Genomic DNA, 17,263 nt, shown 5'->3' on the forward strand with positions numbered 1-17,263 from the left:
GTTTACTTTATGGCACAGCGTAAAAGAAAAAAAGAGAGCATTGCTCATCTTATCATCAGGTATGTCATGCTCTTTCTCGGAGCAGCCCTGGCAGCTGCATCCATTGAACTTTTTCTCATACCAAATGAAATTATTGATGGTGGGATTATTGGTACCTCTCTGCTAATCAACTATTTAACCGGATTTAGTTTTGGCGCCCTCGTTTTACTTATTAATATTCCTTTTTTATATGCAGGTTTAAAACGACTCGGAAAAGATTTCCTGTTCTCTTCACTCTTTAGTATTATTGCTTTAGCAATTGTAGAGTCATCTCTGCACCATGTTGCGCCAATAACAGACGACAGGTTGTTAGCAACAGTATTTGGTGGACTGACCCTTGGGGCTGGTGTAGGAATTGTTATTCGCAATTCCGGTGCACTTGATGGGACGGAGATCATGGGCATCTTATTATCGAAAAAAATACCGTTCTCTGTCGGGGAATTTGTGATGTTTATTAACATTTTCATTTTTGGCTGGGCAGGATTTGTGCTCGGTTGGGAGCAAGCAATGTTTTCTATCCTCACGTATTACATTGCATCCAAAACAATTGACGCTGTAGGACAAGGATTTAATGAAACAAAAGCTGCTCTTATCGTAACGAATTTAACAAGCGAGATTGCAGACGAGATTGGAGAAACCCTTGGTAGAGGTGTGACCAAGCTATATGGCCAGAACAGCTACCAGGAGACTGACACGGAAGTTGTCTATGTTGTGGTGACAAGACTGGAAGTTGCTAAACTAAAAAGCATTGTTCATAGCATTGACCCATCTGCCTTTACCACCATTATGGATACACAGGAAGTACATGGAGGTAGGTTTAAAAGTACAGGACATTAATTAAGGAACATTCCCCTCTCGAACAAAAGCGTAAGCGCCCGTTTAGAAACGTAGTGAGTGGAACGAATCAACTGAGATAAAGGAATCACGGTGAGGTTACGAACCGATGATGACTTATCGTAGGGCGATTTCGTGAAGTCGCCTAGTTTCTGGGCGCTGGAGCTGGACGTGGCTGTTCCTGTCTAAGAACAACATACCGCCAATTTTTTATACTCCCTTACCTCTAAAAAATCCTAGCGATCTTAGACGATCACTAGGATTTTGTGTTTGACCAGACAGGTTATCTTTAATAGCCACTAAGTAAAACTTTTACCGCCGGGATTCAACCTTGTTCTCCAGTTTGCCGATTGACTCTATCTCCACCGTAACCGTATCTCCATCGTTTAAGAACCCCGGCGGATCCATGGCAAGTCCAACGCCACTTGGGGTACCTGTCAGAATGATATCTCCTGCTTCTAGTGTCATAATGGAGGATATAAATTCAATAAGATATGGAATATCAAAAATTAAATGTTTTGTGTTGGATGATTGCCGCTCCTCCCCATTTACAAATGACCTTATTGCCAAATTAGCCGGGTCCGTAACCGCCTCTTTTGTGACAACCCATGGCCCTACAGGTGTACTTCGGTCAAGCGTTTTTCCCTGTAACCATTGTGGTGTGCGTTTCTGCAGGTCACGAGCGGAAATATCATTTCCTATTGTATAACCGAGAATATAATCTGTGGCATCTTCTTTATGTACACAGGAAGCTTCTTTGCCAATTACAATGGTGAGTTCAGCTTCGTAATCAAGCTTGTTTGTTAAAGGATTTTTAACGATAACTTCTTCTGGACCAATCAAGGCATTGGCAAACTTGGCAAATAAAACAGGGTGATCTGGTACATCACTATTCATTTCTGCTGCATGCTCCGCATAATTCTTCCCGACACAAATAATCTTACCTGGTCGTGAAATGGGCGTGCCTAATTCGATCTCGTCCCTGTCATATTGCAAAGATTTTATCTGGTTACTTAAAACATAATCCACTACCAGCTTTGCACCCTTTACAGCTTTTAGGCCCACTTTATAAAAAGAATCCGGGTTTACTGGAAATTCTTCGACAGCTTCCCCACTTTCTAATCTCATTTGTTTACTGGCATCTTGTAAATCTAGTACTTTATTTGTGTCTAATAGAACGCCGATCCGGAATGGGGCGTCTTTTTTATTTCGAAAGCTGACAAGTTTCATGTTATCATCTCGGTAATAGTTTTAAGAATGCTGGTGAATGATTTGTAGTGCTTTTCTCAGCTCACTGACCGATATTTGACCAGGTGCAGAAGCTTGCTTCCCTGCAGCAAACGTCGCGACGCTTCCAAACACTTCACCTGCTAGACGGCTTAATAAGCCTAATTTACCCATGGCCATTGTTATAATAGGTTGCTCCGATTCATTAGCCTCTTGGGTCACCTCTAATAATGTTAAAAGGTCCTTCACAGTTTGCGGCATGACGGCAATTTTGGGTATATCAGCCCCTAGAGTGACCATTTTTTGCAGGCGGAAAAGCAAGGTTTCCTTTGCAGGTGTATGGGTAAACTCATGGTTTGAAAGAATAACGTTAACCCCTCGGTGCTTGGCATGGCTTATCACTTCCTGTAACATGCTTTCATCCGTTAATAATTCCATGTCAACGAGATCCACTTGTTGTGAATTAATCACGGTTTTTAACAGGTGGAAATAGTCACTTAAAGGCATTGGGCAACGCCCGCCTTCTTGTTCCGTACGAAAGGTAAAGAGTAATGGGATGGGAGTTAATTTTTCACGGATTAAGTGAAGTGCATTTTCTACTGCTTGCAGATCCTTCACATTCTGAAAAACATCAGCTCGCCATTCAACCGTATCTGGCTGCTGTTCTTTTATATAGGTAATTTCCTCCAACAGTTCACTTTCTGTTGTCCCCATAAGTGGTACGATAATCTTTGGTGTCCCCACCCCGAATGTCACATGTTTAACCTTTATCGGCTTCATTGGCTTCTCCTCCAGATAGAAACGCTGTTAAGACTATTCTATCATTTCTCTTTATATTTTTTTAGCTAAATCTACGTATTGTTTTTAAACAACGTCTGTGGAATTCCCCCTAAATCTCTCCAACATTTTAACGTTACAAAATGAAGTCTATCCCCTATACTAAATGAAAGCCATTTTTAGAAATGAGGGTGACCATGGATCGAGAAGATAAAAAAAGTATTGCTTTAACTGGATTTATGGGTGTTGGTAAGACTTCGATCGGAAAAGCTTTAGCGAAAAAAATGGGAAGACAGCTAATTGACATTGATTCAGAGATTGAAAAAGAGGTTCAACTACCCGTGCCGGAAATTTTTCGCTTATATGGGGAAGAATATTTCCGTGAAAAAGAAAAGAACGTGATTGATAGATATCGTCAGCAAGATAAAAAGGTGCTTTCTTTAGGTGGTGGGGCTTTCCTACAGCCTGAGGTGAAGGATAAGTGTCTGGAGTCCTGTTATGTCATCCACTTAGGGTTGTCTTGGGATAAATGGACCGAGCGCTGTGAGCAATTGATTGAAACAAGGCCTGTGCTACAAGGAAAAAGCATGGAAGAAATGAAAAAGCTATATTATGAGAGAGAAAAAATCTATCTAGACTATCATCTAAAAGTAAACACAGATAATATGTCTATTGATGAAGTCGCGGAAGAAATAATACGTTCTTTATAGAAAAAGAGACAGCCTTGGGTTTTCCAATAGCTGTCTCTTTTGTATAAATCCCTTGTAATTAATCGAATTTCCTAGCCTGGCCAAATCAATCGAATGAACTATGTTTCAAAAAGATCAACTTCTATTTCTTCGATACAAAAATAGCAAGGATGGCAACCTAGCCAATCCTTGCTATTTTTAGTATGATAGCGCGCCCGGAGGGATTCGAACCCCCGACAAACCTGGTACCGGAAACCAGTGCTCTATCCAACTGAGCTACGGGCGCATCTTCTATTTCTTAAATAAGACACATAGGCTATTATAACCTCGTTGAATGTCAGATACAAGCATTTTATTAAAAAAACTCGCATTCACACGTTTTTAGGGATGTGTGTATATTTTTGATACTAACCACTTTAACCTTCTAACTACACTTCCTTACGACCTGGCTACAATTTTAATATGTAAAAAAGTAAGAAAGTCCTGTTTTTTTACTAGTAAGTTATTAATTTATGAGCGTGTTTCATATAATTGATCAACAGCAATCTATGAGGAGGAATTCTATGCAAAATAATCCATCACTTCTTGAAGTAAGGAACTTACATACACACTTTTTCACCAAGACAGGTGTCGTAAAGGCAGTGGATGGGGTGAATTTTTCTGTAAATCCCGGTGAAACACTGGGAATCGTTGGCGAATCCGGTTCAGGTAAAAGTATTACTGCCCTTTCGATCCTTGGATTAATCCCTTCTCCACCAGGAAAGATTGTGGATGGAAATGTTTTATTTAAGGGAGATGACTTGTTAAAAAAGTCTCCCAAAGAAATGAGAGCAATAAGAGGGAAAGAAATTGCTATGGTTTTCCAAGATCCTATGACTTCCCTTAACCCTGTACTTAGTGTTGAAAAGCAAATGGTCGAAACCATTCTAACTCATGAAAACTTAACTAAAAAACAAGCATCTGACCGAGCGTTGGATTTATTGAAGCTTGTTGGAATCCCGGACGCACAAAATAGACTCCGCAATTACCCACATGAATTTAGTGGAGGAATGAGGCAACGGGTGATGATCGCCATCGCTTTATCATGTAACCCATCCCTACTCATAGCAGATGAGCCAACCACAGCATTAGATGTCACCATCCAAGCACAAATACTTGCGTTATTTAAAAATATGCAGAAGGAACTAAACATGGGGGTGATTATGATTACCCACGACCTTGGTGTGGTCGCAGAAGTATGTGACAGAGTGATGGTGATGTATGCCGGAAAGCCAGCAGAGTACACCGAGACGAAAAGACTTTTTGATCATGGCAAACACCCTTATACCCTTGGACTCATGCACTCCATTCCCAAAATTACGAAAGAAAAGAAAAAACTAGAAGCTATTACCGGCATGCCACCTGATCTACGCTCTCTGCCCAATGGTTGCAGTTTTGCGCCACGCTGTAAATACGTAATGGAGGGGTGCCTGCAAGCTGATCCCACTTTAAAGAATGTGGCAGAAGACCATGCAGTCAGATGTTTTCTACATGACCGATCTAATAACGAGGAGGAGACCTTCAATGCAACCATTATTGGAAGTGAACAATCTTAAAAAATATTTCCCTACTAAAGGTACTTCCCTTTTCTCACGTACCAAAGAAATGGTTAAAGCAGTGGATGGTATTTCTTTTACTGTAAAAGCGGGTGAGACACTTGGCCTCGTCGGGGAAAGTGGCTGCGGCAAATCTACTGCTGGTAGATCCATTCTTAAATTGACAGAGCCAACAGAGGGGCAACTCATCTATAAGGGAGAGGATATTACGAATTTTCGTGGAGAACAAATGCGAAAACTACGACAGGAAATGCAGCTAATCTTTCAGGACCCATACGCTTCCCTTAACCCTAGAAAAACCATTGAACAAACCATTACAGAACCTATGAAAATATTTCAGATGGAGAAAACTGCTCGTTCAGAGAAGTTGAATCGCTTATTGGAGGTAGTTGGTTTAAGTTCCTATCATAAATCCCGTTACCCACATGAATTCAGTGGTGGACAAAGACAGCGTATTGGCATCGCCCGATCCCTGGCACTGGATCCAGAGCTTGTTATATGTGACGAACCAGTTTCTGCTTTGGATGTTTCCATTCAAGCCCAAGTTATTAACCTATTGGAAGATCTTCAAGAAGAATTTAACCTAACGTACATTTTTATCGCACACGATTTAAGTGTGATCCACCACATCAGTGATCGAGTGGCTGTCATGTATTTAGGTGAACTCGTGGAGATAGGTGAGGCAAAAGAAGTATATGCATCTCCCCAGCACCCATACACCCAAGCACTCTTATCTGCCGTACCGGAAGCAAATCCTCACCTGGAAAAGGAAAGAATTATTTTAAAAGGTGATCTGCCCTCACCAGCTAACCCGCCAGAGGGATGTAAGTTTCACACCCGTTGCCCATTTGCTGAAGCCATTTGCCGAAGTGAAAAGCCAACAATGAAACAGGTATCCTTAACAGGGCAAATGGCTTCTTGTCACTTTGTAAAGGAGGTGGTGAGGCTATAATACTGCTTCAAAATTTAAATGAAAAACATATGGAGGGGGCTTAATAGTGTTAAACAAAAGATGGATAGGAATATTGGTTTTATTATTTGCTATGCTGCTTGTAGTCACTGCATGTACGGAGGAAAATACAGATTCGAGTAATGAATCCGGTGAAGACACGAATACGGAGGATGGCACAGAGGAGGCTACGGGGGAAAAAACACTCATATTTGGTCGTGGAGCAGATTCCATACAATTAGACCCATCCAAAGTAACAGATGGAGAATCAATTTACGTTACAAATCAGATTTATGACACCCTTGTAAGGTACGAGGAAGACAGTACGGAAGTAAAGCCTGCACTAGCAACAGAGTGGGCACCAAGTGAAGACGGCTTAACGTGGACTTTTCAGTTAAGGGATGACGTTACCTTCCATGATGGGAGTGACTTCACTGCAGAAGACGTCGTTTTTAATTTCGAGCGCTGGGCTACCTCAGCAGAATATATCTACTATGGCTATATGTTTGGGGCTTCAGAAGATGATTTAGGTGGGATCATTGAGTCTGTAGAAGCGACGAATGATTACGAGGTAACGTTCACTTTAAGTGAACCGAACGCCCCGTTTTTACAAACACTAGCAATGCCGCCTTTCGGAATTGCTAGCCCTGAAGCAGTGGAAGAACATGGCGAAGATTATTTTAAAAACCCTGTAGGCACAGGACCTTTCGTATTTAGTGAATGGATACCTGATGACAGCATTACCGTTACCAAAAACGCCGATTACTTTGGAGATACAGCAAAGGTAGACAAAGTTATCTTCCGCACAATTCCTGATAATGGCGCGCGTTTCATGGAACTCCAGTCAGGCTCCATTGATATGATGACAGGGTTAAACCCTCAGGATATTCAAACGACAGAGGCCGATGAAAACTTACAGATTATTGAACGGCCATCCATGAATGTTAGTTACATGGCAATGAATACTGATAAAGAAGGGCCACTTGCAGAGAAAGCTGTTCGTCAGGCGATTAACCTGGCTATTGATAAAGAGAAGCTTGTCTCCTTATATGAAGGGATTGGCAAGCCAGCTAAAAACCCTCTCCCGCCTTCATTATGGGGGTATAACGATGACATTGAAGACTATGGTTATGATGTGGAAAAAGCAAAGGAATTACTTGCAGAGGCAGGCTACGCTGATGGTTTTGATATTACATTAAATACGTTTTCTAATCCAAGACCATACATGCCTCAACCGAAAGTAAGTGCACAAGCGATCCAAGAAATGTTGAAGGAAGTCAACATTAATGTTGAGGTTATTGAAAGTGATTGGGACACCCATTTATCACTTACGGAAAACGGAGAACACGACATGGCGTTTCTAGGTTGGACTGGGGATAACGGAGACCCGGATAACTTCCTTTATGTTTTACTCGATAAAGATAATGCAAAAGTTGGCTCCGCCGGAAACATTGCCTTCTACAAAAATGATGACGTGCATGCGTTACTAAAAGCTGCCCAAACAGAGATGGACCAAGAAAAACGAACTGAACTTTATTTAGAGGCACAGGAGTTGATTCATGAGGATGCACCATGGTTCCCAATCGCTCATACGACACCACCAATCGCTGCAAATAAAAAAGTAGTTGATTATGTGCCACATTCAACGGGAAGTGAGCCTTTTAATATGCTTGATATCCAAGAGTAATATGAACAAAAGCGCGGTGCTACCGTATTAAGAAAGGCCGACTAAGACTGCCCCGTCCTGGGGAACGTCGGCATGACACAGGTCCATCGGGCCCACGTACGGGGTGAAGGAATTCACGCCAGTCTCCGGACGCTGGAGCTGGACGTGGCTGGTTCAGTTAGTTCGTTATCCACAGCCCGCGTATTTTATATGTTCTAGAAAAGAACAAAGGAGTGTTGCCGAAGATCCATACGGCAGCACTCTAATAAAAGGAGGGGTGTTTTATGCTGAAATATATTAGCAAACGCTTGCTAATGCTCATACCTGTTCTTATAGGTGTATCCATTATTACCTTTTCACTTATTCATTTAATACCTGGAGATCCTGCTCGTAGTATGCTTGGAGAAAAGGCGACCGAGGCTCAGCTTGACTTGTTACGCCAAGAGCTTGGACTTAATGATCCGTATATTGTTCAATATGGACGTTTTGTCGGGGATATTCTTCAAGGTGATTTAGGACAATCTATTCAATCAAAGGAATCCATCAGCTATGAGCTATTACATAAGCTACCAGCAACCGTGGAGCTCACCTTGTTTGCTATGATGCTTGCAGTCATAATCGGTATTCTTGCTGGGGTGATTGCAGCTGTAAAGCAATATTCCTGGTTCGATAACCTTAGTATGACTGGCGCTTTATTTGGTGTGTCACTCCCCATCTTCTGGCTTGGTCTTATGATGATTTGGTTCTTCTCCGTCAAACTAAACATCCTCCCCCCTTCAGGAAGACTTACGCCAGGAATCGAAATCGATACAATAACTAATTTTTATTTATTAGATAGTCTGCTTACAGGCAATTTCGGTGCATTTAAAGATGCCTTTTTACATTTACTAATGCCCGGTATCGCTTTAGGTACCATACCAATGGCAATTATTGCAAGGATGACACGCTCGAGCATGCTGGAAGTGATGAAACAGGATTATATTCGTACCGCAAATGCAAAAGGATTAAAAACACGTCTGATTATCTTTCGTCATGCATTAAAAAACGCCTTTTTACCTGTCCTTACAGTTATCGGTTTACAATTTGGATTACTGCTTGGCGGAGCAGTACTTACGGAAACGATATTTTCTTGGCCAGGGATAGGTAGATATGTATACCTAGCTGTTCTTGGGAGGGATTATCCTGTGGTACAAAGTACGATACTGATCGTCGCAACGATATTTGTACTTGTTAACTTATTAACAGACCTTTTGTATAAATATTTTGATCCAAGGATCCGTTATGATTAATCGCTTTGCAGGACACTTGAAAGGATGTGAATACAATGGCTCGTTCTCCAGAACCCTTAATAGGTGAGGATTCTTTAATAACTACAAAGCCTATACCGTTATGGCTTGACACAGGGCTACGAGTTGTAAAAAGTAAAACGGCACTCATTGGTGTAATTATTATTGCATTGCTTGTACTAACTGCTATTTTTGCACCAGTAATCGCCACACATAACCCAACTGACCAGGATATCGTCAATCGTTATCAGGCACCATCGTCAGAACATTTACTAGGTACGGATGAACTTGGCAGAGACATATTCTCTAGAATAGTGCATGGAACAAGAATCTCCATTCAAATAGGCGTTATTGCGGTAGGTATTTCGCTCATAATCGGCGTTTTTCTTGGAGGAGTCGCTGGGTATTTCGGTCGTTGGATAGATCAAATCGTAATGCGATTTATTGATATTATGATGGCATTTCCTAGTATACTTATGGCAATTGCATTGGTTGCTGTACTTGGCCCTAGTCTCCAAAATGCGATGATTGCTGTTGGTATTGTTGGTATTCCTCAGTTTGCCAGGATTGTACGATCAGCAGTATTATCGATTAAAGAGAATGAGTACATTGAAGCTGCAAAATCAATTGGAGCAAAACATGGTAGAATTCTTATCCAACACGTTCTTCCTAACTGTGTAGCACCTATCATTGTGCAGACTACCCTTGGTATTGGGACAGCAATTCTGGATGCAGCAGGTCTTAGCTTTCTTGGGCTTGGAGCACAACCCCCCACACCTGAATGGGGAGCGATGTTAAGTGATGGACGGGCAGCTATACAAAACGCACCATGGGTGGTTGCTTTTCCAGGGCTCGCTATATTTTTTGTCGTGCTTGGGTTTAACTTGTTTGGCGATGGATTAAGGGATGCTCTGGATCCAAGATTAAAACAATAACCTGGCCACGGATCGAGTTGGCAACTGTCTTTCACTCCATCGTTCTAGCCTTCTTATTTAAAAATGGGAGGCGGGTTTAATTTCCTGCTAATAGGGAATGATGGTGGAGTATACATAGAGCAAAAAATCATCGTGAAACTTGTCGGTCTATTTTATTTGACCTTTTTTGACCTATTAGGTATGATAAGAATATCCAATCCAATACATGGATAATAGTGAAACAATTGAAGGAGGATTTACAAATGAATTTAATTCCTACAGTTATTGAACAAACGAATCGTGGAGAACGCGCCTATGATATTTACTCACGTTTATTAAAAGACCGTATTATTATGTTAGGAAGCGCAATTGATGATAATGTGGCAAACTCAATCGTAGCACAGTTGCTATTCTTAGAAGCAGAAGACCCGGAGAAAGATATTTCCCTATACATTAACTCACCTGGTGGATCTATCACTGCAGGTATGGCGATCTATGATACTATGCAGTTTATTAAATCAGATGTTTCTACAATCTGTACTGGTATGGCTGCATCTATGGGAGCTTTCCTTCTTGCAGCAGGGGAAAAAGGCAAGCGTTATGCCCTTCCAAACAGTGAAGTTATGATTCACCAACCACTTGGCGGTACGCAAGGTCAGGCTACTGATATTGAAATTCATGCAAAACGTATTATTCAAATGCGTGAAAAAATCAATGAAATCCTTTCTGATCGTACTGGTCAGCCAATTGAAGTAATTGAGCGCGATACAGACCGCGATAACTTTATGACAGCCCAAAAATCAGTTGACTATGGTTTAATTGATAAAATTTTGGAACGTAATACAGATAAATAATATCTAACATGTGAAAAGGCGGGACACGTTGTGTCTCGCCTTTTTATGTGTTAATTAAATGAAACATAAACACTATTTTTTTATCCCTAATCTTATTCTGTCACAAATGTTGCTAGTTCACTTACCGCACTTTCTTCATCTGTTCCGTCTGCAAAGATAATGATTTCCTCATCACTAGCAACGGCTAAGCTCATTAATCCCATAATGCTTTTGGCATTGACTCGTTTCCCTTCCTTTTCCAAATAAAGATGTGAACTGTAACGGTTAGCCAATTGAACAAATTCCGCAGCTGGTCTTGATTGTAATCCAGATGCCAACCCCACTTTTACTTTCTTCTCCTGCATCGCCATCACCTTTCCTTTTAGTAAGCGTTATCATTTGATTTGGAAAAACAATCCGGTTTGGTTACAACACCATTTATACCGGATTTATAAATCATATGAATAATATTTTAAATTATCCGTATTATACCACGGAGGCTCACAAAAGCAAATTTCTTAACCATTGCTTAGGAGTTCTCCGCGCTTAATTTTTTCCGCGAATTCATCTATTTTTTTCAGTCGATGGTTAACACCTGATTTAGATATTTTTCCGCTGCTTACTAATTCGCCAAGCTCCTTAAGGGAAACATCCTGATGCTGAACACGCAGCACGGCAATTTCCCGTAATTTATCAGGTAGCTGGTCCAACCCTACTGTCCGCTCAATTAAGTTAATATTTTCTATTTGTCTGAACGCTGCTCCAATGGTTTTATTCAGATTCGCAGTTTCACAATTGACGAGGCGGTTTACCGAATTACGCATATCTCTAACGATTCTTACATCTTCAAATTTGAACAATGCTTTATGCGCTCCAATAATACTTAAAAACTCCGTAATTTTCTCTGCTTCTTTCATATAAACAATGAAGCCATTTTTTCTTTCCAGCTTCCTTGCATGCAGATTAAATTCATTAATGAGTTCACAAAGCGCATCATTGTGCTCTTGGTAAAAATTAAATATTTCCAAATGATAAGAAGAGGTTTCTGGATTATTAATCGATCCACCAGCAAGGAAAGCTCCACGCAAATATGACTTTTTACAGCAATCTTTTTTCATGTATGTGCTTGAAATTTTTCTATTGAATGTATGTGGCACCTTCAGTATTTCCAAGTCTACAAGCAATTCTTGGACATCTTGCTTCATCCGTACAATATAGACATTATTCTTTTTCAGCTTCATTTTTTTCCGTACTAGCAACTCAACAGGCAATTCAAAGAGGGATTTAATTAACGTATATATTCTCCTGGCAATTGCTGCATTTTCTGTTTGAACATCTAACATATATTGCTGCCGGGCTAGTGAAATAGCACCGTTCATGCGAATCAAAGAAGCTAGTTCAGCCTTTTTACAGCAATCATCCACTTCGATCGCTGTAAGTTCTTTTTTAATTTCTGAAGCAAATGACATTGGGTACCCCCCTCTCCTTTTCCCAATCCTTTTGCTGGTTTCGTTGATATGAAATCCTTATCTTTCCTGCAAAATAGAATAAAGCAGCTTTGCTACTTTTACATTGTCATGACGGAGCATTTGTTGGGAATAGCTAATAATATCCCCTTCAATAATTTGTAACCCCATTTTAAGCAATCGGTCTGTATCATAAATAACTGGTTCAGCGTTCTCTTCTGCATAGATTTCTCGTACTGACCTTACAATCGGCTCATTATGTACGACAATTGCATCCACACTATCTTCTCCGATGTGATCGCGAATCGCTTGAACATGATTTGATGCCGTGTAGCCGGTGGTTTCCCCTTCCTGGGTCATCACATTACACACATACACAACTTTTCCTTTTGTTTTTCGAATCGCTTCATCAATTTTTGGCATAATAATGGTCGGCATAATGCTTGTATACAAACTGCCAGGTGCGATTACGACCAAATCTGCATTCTCGATTGCTCGAACAGCATTTGGAAGAGGTTCAACAGGTTGTGGACTTAGAAAGACCTGATCAATTTGTTTGTTGGATAAAGGGATATTAGATTCCCCAGAAACAATAGTGCCGTCTTTCATTTTTGCATGGAGAGACATGTTGTCATTGGAAATGGGATAAATCTTCCCTTTCACATTTAAGACTCGGGATATTTCTTTAATCCCTGTATTAAAATTACCTGTTATAGCAGTCATGGCTGCCAATAACAGGTTTCCCATTGAATGTCCTGATAACCCATTTCCTGCATTAAACCGATGTTGAAATAATTCAATAAGCATTGGCTCTGCGTCTGAAAGTGCTGCTATTACATTTCGTATATCACCTGGTGCAGGTATAGACATTTCTGATCTTAGTCTTCCAGTGCTCCCACCATCATCTGCCACAGTTACGAGTGCCGTGAGATGAATTGGCAAGTTTTTTAGTCCTCGTAATAGGACCGGCATCCCGGTACCGCCGCCGACTACGACGACTTTTGGTAAAGCTTGTTGTGTCATATTACTGTCCCTTTCTTTTATCAATATCCCTATGCGTCACATGTGTTATATAGTTAGACGACAGCTCTTTAGCAAAATACTCAGAAAGGGCTACAGAACGATGCTGACCGCCTGTACAGCCAATAGCGACAACAAGCTGTGATTTACCCTCTTTTTTATACTGTGGCAGCATAAATTGCAAAAGATCTAGCACCTTTTCATTAAATATCTGCGTATCAGACCATTTGAACACATAGCCGGCAACATCCTTGTTCAGTCCGGTTAATGGCTGCAATGTCGGGACATAATGGGGATTTGGAAGAAAACGCACATCAAAAACGAGGTCTGCATCGATTGGCAACCCATACTTAAATCCAAATGATACCATATGCACAGAAAAGATCTCTTGCTTATCTTCTGTATATTTTTGAACAATTTTCTCACGTAGTTCCTTAGGTTTTAAGGCAGTTGTATCAATAATCCGCTGTGCTCTTCCACGTAATTGCTCCAAGATTTCACGTTCCTGGCGAATTCCATTTAGTGGGAGTCCTCCTACATCTAATGGATGCGATCTTCTTGTCTCTTTATATCTGCTGACTAATTTCTCATCTTTTGCATCGAGAAAAAGAATATGTTCTTCTAGCCAATCTTCTTTACCTAGTACATCCAACGCCTCAAAAAGGGAGTCAAAAAACTCTCTTCCTCTTAAGTCCATCACGAGTGCTACTTTTCGAATATTATTCCTTGAATCTCTCATTAATTCTAGGAACTTAGGCAATAAAGCTGGCGGTAGATTGTCCACACAGTAATACCCTAAATCTTCAAAGCTTTGTATCGCTACAGTTTTTCCTGCGCCAGACATACCTGTAATAATCACGAGTGAAGTCTCTGTATGATTACTGCTTTCCATTTGCATTCCCCTCCATTCAGAATCAGACCCTTAGGATGGATCCAAACGGGCGTCAAGAAGTTGATAATTTTCCGTATATGAAAACGAGCCATACAAAATCCCTTTGCTATGCCCTATAATATGCCGGAAAATTTCCCTGTCTCCCTCTGCCATTGGCAGGTTTTCAATATTTTTTAGCGGAACCCATTCCAATTCACCCTCTGGGCTTTCGTCAGTAAGTTTCCCCGTATATGCATATGCGATAAAGGTAAACATCATCCATTCCTGAATAAACGTATCATCCGTATCGACTTGAAAAGTAAACACTCCAGCAAGTTCAGGGTTTTGCACCCGAAGATTTGTCTCTTCGAAAAACTCCCTTGTAGCTGCTTCTTTAATTGTTTCTCCAGGTTCCATTTTCCCACCAGGCATTGCATACCAGCCACGCCTTGGCTTTTTTATAAATAAAATGTGATCATTCTCAATAACGATACAATTCGTTACACGTTGCATGCTCTATTCGCCTCTTTCCGTATCTCTTAAGAGGATGTGATTAGTAATTATCTTCTATAATTTTTAAAAACAGACTACTCCTATTATACAATGAATAAAATCAATCCAACAAGGTTTAGGTTTTTCCAAATCTCTTGTTATACTACTGGTAATTATGACAGTATTCGACTATGTAAATATGTAGGCGTAGAGTATCACGGGGCATCCTAATTTCATATATGAAATGATTTGAGTGTATGTATATTAGAAACCGGTAACTGCACACCGCTTTGTCCCAGCATGCAAAAAAAAGGCACAGGTGCTATTGCACCTGTGCAAGAAACTAATCTATCTATTAAAAGGGGGTCAATTAGTTATTTATAGTGTACCCCATTTTTATTTCGTGCGTGTTACAACAGCGTTAAAAAGCAATTACTTCTTAGTAAAGACAACTTCACAATTCTAAGATTGCGCTGTTTTCACGGATTCTTGCAGGTCTTCCACATACTTAATAGCAGCTTCGGCAGCCACACTTCCGTCGCCAGTTGCTGTCACAATTTGTCGAAGTGTTTTCTCACGGATATCTCCAGCAGCAAAAACGCCAGGTACATTTGTTTCCATATGCTCATTTGTTGGAATATATCCTTCTTCATTTGTGATACCAAGTGATCTAAATGGTTCGCTTAATGGCACCATGCCAATATAAATGAAAACTCCATCAATGTCTTTTTCTTTCAATTCTCCTGTAACGGTGTCTTTTAAGCTGACACTTCCTACTTTACCGTCTTTATCATTAATGTTTTCGACGACAGTGTTCCAGATGAAGTCGATTTTATCATTATCAAAAGCACGTTCTTGAAGGATTTTTTGCGCACGTAACTTATCACGGCGATGCACTACGGTTACCTTATCGGCAAAGCGTGTTAAATAAATGCCTTCTTCTACTGCAGAGTCTCCACCACCGATGACGATAAGGTTCTTCTCCTTAAAGAAAGCACCATCACAGACTGCACAATAGGATACACCTCGGCCACCTAACTCTTCTTCTCCCGGAATACCGAGCTTTTTGTATTGGGCACCTGTTGTAATAATAAGGGATCTAGTATTGTATTCCTTTTTCCCAGCTACAACGGTTTTATAGTCACCATGGTCAATAACTTCTTTAATATCACCATAGGCGTATTCTGCACCAAATTTTTTCGCATGATCGAACATTTTATTGGATAAATCCGGACCTAAAATATGGTCATATCCAGGATAGTTTTCCACATCTTCTGTGTTCGCCATTTGTCCACCCGGAATTCCGCGCTCAATCATAAGTGTGTCTAAATTTGCACGAGATGCATAAACTGCTGCAGTCATTCCTGCAGGTCCAGCACCTGCGATAATTACATCATACATACGTTCTTCGGACATATATATCGCCCCTTTTTCTTCTATTCATTAGCCATATCTAGCTTATAAGACAAAACAATATTCGTCTAATATAATGCTCAATCCCAAGGAGCCGTTTCCTTGGCTAGCTTGGGATATTTTTTCACTCCTTCTTGCCATAGCGAGCGTGCAAGGTTCTCTTTCCCGATCTGAAAGGCAGCTACACTATACCATCGAAAATAGGATGGGTGCCCTTTTAGCTTTGGTTTAGAAAGTAACTGGAATCGCTGATATGCTTCCATAAATCGATTCGTGCGTGCTAATGTGACAGCCACACGAAGCTTTTGTTGTTCATGGATTGGATATACATTTAGTAATGCCTGAATATGCATTTCATATTCCGAATAACTTTCTTGCTGAAAATAAAATAAAGCAAGGTTCACATGACTGTACAAGGAAGTAGGTTCTGTAGCAAGATGATCTTTTTCCATCTGAATCGCTTCATCTTCCTTGCCTGAGAAGAAGAGTGCTTGGGTATAATCATGCTTTGCCAGTTTATGTTCTGGAAAAAGCGTCATCATTTCCTCAATTAATGGAATGGCTTTTTCCCATTCCATACTCTCCATATGATAAAAAACGGTTTCCTGATAAATGAGAAGCTCATCCTCATCCTCTAAATCCCAGTCCTCGTCCTCATCCTCATCTATATCAATTAGCTCCAGCAGTGTCGTTGCTTCTTCACTCAAATCCCCATTCGGCTCCTGCTCTAAATATGCCAATGCAAATTTCTTGGCATCCTGCAGCAGTCCTAAATGAGCGTAATTGTTTGCAAGCAAATAATAACAATCCACATAATCGGAAGATTGCAAGACTCTATTCAATAACTGATTCGCAGCGTGAAATGCGCCTATTTCTGTATATATTACCGACATTTGACAAAGATACAATGGTTCTTCCGGCTTTGCCTCTGTCGCTTTTTTCATCCACTTTAAAGCGATATCGAACTTTCTTTTTTGAAAAGCTTCTATGCCTTTTGTGAAATAAAAATCACCTTCAGGAATAAAAGGGATAACATTGTTTTCCTGTTCTTTCCTATCATCTCTCACATGTTGCATGCATATCCCCCTATTTAAATTACATACGAAAAAATTATACCATAATAATTCGTTAAATTATATAGGTGGGACAATGGTTTGGCATATAGAAAAGCTTCCCCCAGAAGGGAGAAGCT

Annotated in this window: 17 protein-coding genes and 1 tRNA gene; 8 read left to right on the forward strand and 10 right to left on the reverse strand. The window is 40.5% G+C overall.

Translation table 11 applies throughout. From position 1 onward, the window contains the following. Nucleotides 1-9: 9 nt before the first annotated feature. The gene (locus tag LG273_RS13235) at nucleotides 10-876 is read left to right on the forward strand and encodes a YitT family protein (RefSeq protein WP_379561869.1); all 867 of its coding nucleotides are present in this window, start codon (nucleotides 10-12) and stop codon (nucleotides 874-876) included. A 309-nt stretch (nucleotides 877-1,185) separates the two neighbouring features. On the opposite strand, the gene LG273_RS13240 is transcribed toward LG273_RS13235, so the two are convergent. Further along, entirely contained in the window at nucleotides 1,186-2,103 is a 918-nt protein-coding gene (locus LG273_RS13240; protein WP_379561870.1) for a fumarylacetoacetate hydrolase family protein, read from the reverse strand. 21 nt (nucleotides 2,104-2,124) lie between these two features. After that, a complete protein-coding gene (gene aroD / locus LG273_RS13245) occupies nucleotides 2,125-2,880 on the reverse strand; it encodes a type I 3-dehydroquinate dehydratase (RefSeq protein ID WP_379561872.1) in 756 nt (251 codons plus the stop codon). 194 nt (nucleotides 2,881-3,074) lie between these two features. Here aroD and LG273_RS13250 point away from each other — a divergent pair, with 194 nt between their 5' ends. Next, the gene (locus tag LG273_RS13250) at nucleotides 3,075-3,587 is read left to right on the forward strand and encodes a shikimate kinase (protein ID WP_379561873.1); all 513 of its coding nucleotides are present in this window, start codon (nucleotides 3,075-3,077) and stop codon (nucleotides 3,585-3,587) included. Nucleotides 3,588-3,776: 189 nt separating this feature from the next. Here the strand turns inward: LG273_RS13250 and LG273_RS13255 are convergent. Beyond that, a tRNA-Arg gene (locus LG273_RS13255) sits at nucleotides 3,777-3,852 on the reverse strand. 277 nt (nucleotides 3,853-4,129) lie between these two features. Between LG273_RS13255 and LG273_RS13260 the strand changes: the two genes are divergently transcribed. The 6 genes from LG273_RS13260 to clpP all read left to right on the forward strand — a co-directional run bounded on the left by LG273_RS13260 (nucleotide 4,130) and on the right by clpP (nucleotide 10,830). Next, nucleotides 4,130-5,161: an ABC transporter ATP-binding protein gene (locus LG273_RS13260; protein WP_379561874.1), complete on the forward strand. Its 1,032-nt coding sequence runs from the start codon at nucleotides 4,130-4,132 to the stop codon at nucleotides 5,159-5,161. Further along, the gene (locus LG273_RS13265; RefSeq protein WP_379561875.1) at nucleotides 5,130-6,113 is read left to right on the forward strand and encodes an ABC transporter ATP-binding protein; all 984 of its coding nucleotides are present in this window, start codon (nucleotides 5,130-5,132) and stop codon (nucleotides 6,111-6,113) included. The genes LG273_RS13260 and LG273_RS13265 overlap by 32 nt, the downstream gene beginning before the upstream one ends. A 46-nt stretch (nucleotides 6,114-6,159) precedes the next feature. Beyond that, nucleotides 6,160-7,797: an ABC transporter substrate-binding protein gene (locus LG273_RS13270; RefSeq protein ID WP_379561876.1), complete on the forward strand. Its 1,638-nt coding sequence runs from the start codon at nucleotides 6,160-6,162 to the stop codon at nucleotides 7,795-7,797. A gap of 263 nt (nucleotides 7,798-8,060) precedes the next feature. Further along, nucleotides 8,061-9,065 (forward strand): ABC transporter permease, encoded by a 1,005-nt coding sequence (locus LG273_RS13275; RefSeq protein WP_404454253.1) that lies wholly within the window; start codon nucleotides 8,061-8,063, stop codon nucleotides 9,063-9,065. A 35-nt stretch (nucleotides 9,066-9,100) separates the two neighbouring features. Continuing rightward, nucleotides 9,101-9,997 carry a nickel transporter permease gene (gene nikC, locus LG273_RS13280; protein ID WP_404454256.1) on the forward strand — a complete coding sequence of 299 codons (897 nt, stop codon included), beginning with the start codon at nucleotides 9,101-9,103 and terminating at the stop codon, nucleotides 9,995-9,997. A 224-nt stretch (nucleotides 9,998-10,221) separates the two neighbouring features. Continuing rightward, nucleotides 10,222-10,830, forward strand: a complete 609-nt coding sequence (clpP, locus tag LG273_RS13285; protein WP_379562179.1) for an ATP-dependent Clp endopeptidase proteolytic subunit ClpP — start codon at nucleotides 10,222-10,224, stop codon at nucleotides 10,828-10,830. Nucleotides 10,831-10,922: 92 nt separating this feature from the next. On the opposite strand, the gene LG273_RS13290 is transcribed toward clpP, so the two are convergent. From LG273_RS13290 to LG273_RS13320, 7 genes are all read right to left on the reverse strand, one after another. Then, a complete protein-coding gene (locus LG273_RS13290; protein ID WP_404454259.1) occupies nucleotides 10,923-11,174 on the reverse strand; it encodes an HPr family phosphocarrier protein in 252 nt (83 codons plus the stop codon). Nucleotides 11,175-11,327: 153 nt separating this feature from the next. Continuing rightward, nucleotides 11,328-12,278 (reverse strand): DNA-binding protein WhiA, encoded by a 951-nt coding sequence (gene whiA / locus LG273_RS13295; RefSeq protein WP_379561881.1) that lies wholly within the window; start codon nucleotides 12,276-12,278, stop codon nucleotides 11,328-11,330. Nucleotides 12,279-12,335: 57 nt separating this feature from the next. After that, the gene (yvcK, locus tag LG273_RS13300) at nucleotides 12,336-13,298 is read right to left on the reverse strand and encodes a uridine diphosphate-N-acetylglucosamine-binding protein YvcK (protein ID WP_379561882.1); all 963 of its coding nucleotides are present in this window, start codon (nucleotides 13,296-13,298) and stop codon (nucleotides 12,336-12,338) included. Nucleotide 13,299: 1 nt separating this feature from the next. Continuing rightward, nucleotides 13,300-14,187 (reverse strand): RNase adapter RapZ, encoded by an 888-nt coding sequence (rapZ, locus tag LG273_RS13305; RefSeq protein WP_379561883.1) that lies wholly within the window; start codon nucleotides 14,185-14,187, stop codon nucleotides 13,300-13,302. 30 nt (nucleotides 14,188-14,217) lie between these two features. After that, entirely contained in the window at nucleotides 14,218-14,679 is a 462-nt protein-coding gene (locus LG273_RS13310; RefSeq protein WP_379561884.1) for an 8-oxo-dGTP diphosphatase, read from the reverse strand. Between the two features lie 441 nt (nucleotides 14,680-15,120). Continuing rightward, nucleotides 15,121-16,074: a thioredoxin-disulfide reductase gene (trxB, locus tag LG273_RS13315; RefSeq protein WP_404454264.1), complete on the reverse strand. Its 954-nt coding sequence runs from the start codon at nucleotides 16,072-16,074 to the stop codon at nucleotides 15,121-15,123. A 77-nt stretch (nucleotides 16,075-16,151) separates the two neighbouring features. Further along, a complete protein-coding gene (locus LG273_RS13320) occupies nucleotides 16,152-17,147 on the reverse strand; it encodes a tetratricopeptide repeat protein (RefSeq protein WP_404454266.1) in 996 nt (331 codons plus the stop codon). Nucleotides 17,148-17,263 lie beyond the last annotated feature (116 nt).

The sequence above is a fragment of the Oceanobacillus kapialis genome (assembly GCF_044790185.1).
GTDB classification, from domain to species: Bacteria; Bacillota; Bacilli; order Bacillales; family Amphibacillaceae; genus Oceanobacillus_B; species Oceanobacillus_B kapialis.

Coding starts and splice junctions, on each gene's coding strand:
- aroD (WP_379561872.1), bottom strand. CDS start 2,880: ATGAAGCCGATAAAGGTTAAACATGTGACATTCGGGGTGGGGACACCA.
- LG273_RS13235 (WP_379561869.1), top strand. CDS start 10: ATGGCACAGCGTAAAAGAAAAAAAGAGAGCATTGCTCATCTTATCATC.
- LG273_RS13265 (WP_379561875.1), top strand. CDS start 5,130: ATGCAACCATTATTGGAAGTGAACAATCTTAAAAAATATTTCCCTACT.
- whiA (WP_379561881.1), bottom strand. CDS start 12,278: ATGTCATTTGCTTCAGAAATTAAAAAAGAACTTACAGCGATCGAAGTG.
- LG273_RS13310 (WP_379561884.1), bottom strand. CDS start 14,679: ATGCAACGTGTAACGAATTGTATCGTTATTGAGAATGATCACATTTTA.
- LG273_RS13290 (WP_404454259.1), bottom strand. CDS start 11,174: ATGCAGGAGAAGAAAGTAAAAGTGGGGTTGGCATCTGGATTACAATCA.
- rapZ (WP_379561883.1), bottom strand. CDS start 14,187: ATGGAAAGCAGTAATCATACAGAGACTTCACTCGTGATTATTACAGGT.
- LG273_RS13260 (WP_379561874.1), top strand. CDS start 4,130: ATGCAAAATAATCCATCACTTCTTGAAGTAAGGAACTTACATACACAC.
- trxB (WP_404454264.1), bottom strand. CDS start 16,074: ATGTCCGAAGAACGTATGTATGATGTAATTATCGCAGGTGCTGGACCT.
- yvcK (WP_379561882.1), bottom strand. CDS start 13,298: ATGACACAACAAGCTTTACCAAAAGTCGTCGTAGTCGGCGGCGGTACC.
- LG273_RS13250 (WP_379561873.1), top strand. CDS start 3,075: ATGGATCGAGAAGATAAAAAAAGTATTGCTTTAACTGGATTTATGGGT.
- LG273_RS13320 (WP_404454266.1), bottom strand. CDS start 17,147: ATGCAACATGTGAGAGATGATAGGAAAGAACAGGAAAACAATGTTATC.
- LG273_RS13240 (WP_379561870.1), bottom strand. CDS start 2,103: ATGAAACTTGTCAGCTTTCGAAATAAAAAAGACGCCCCATTCCGGATC.
- LG273_RS13275 (WP_404454253.1), top strand. CDS start 8,061: ATGCTGAAATATATTAGCAAACGCTTGCTAATGCTCATACCTGTTCTT.
- nikC (WP_404454256.1), top strand. CDS start 9,101: ATGGCTCGTTCTCCAGAACCCTTAATAGGTGAGGATTCTTTAATAACT.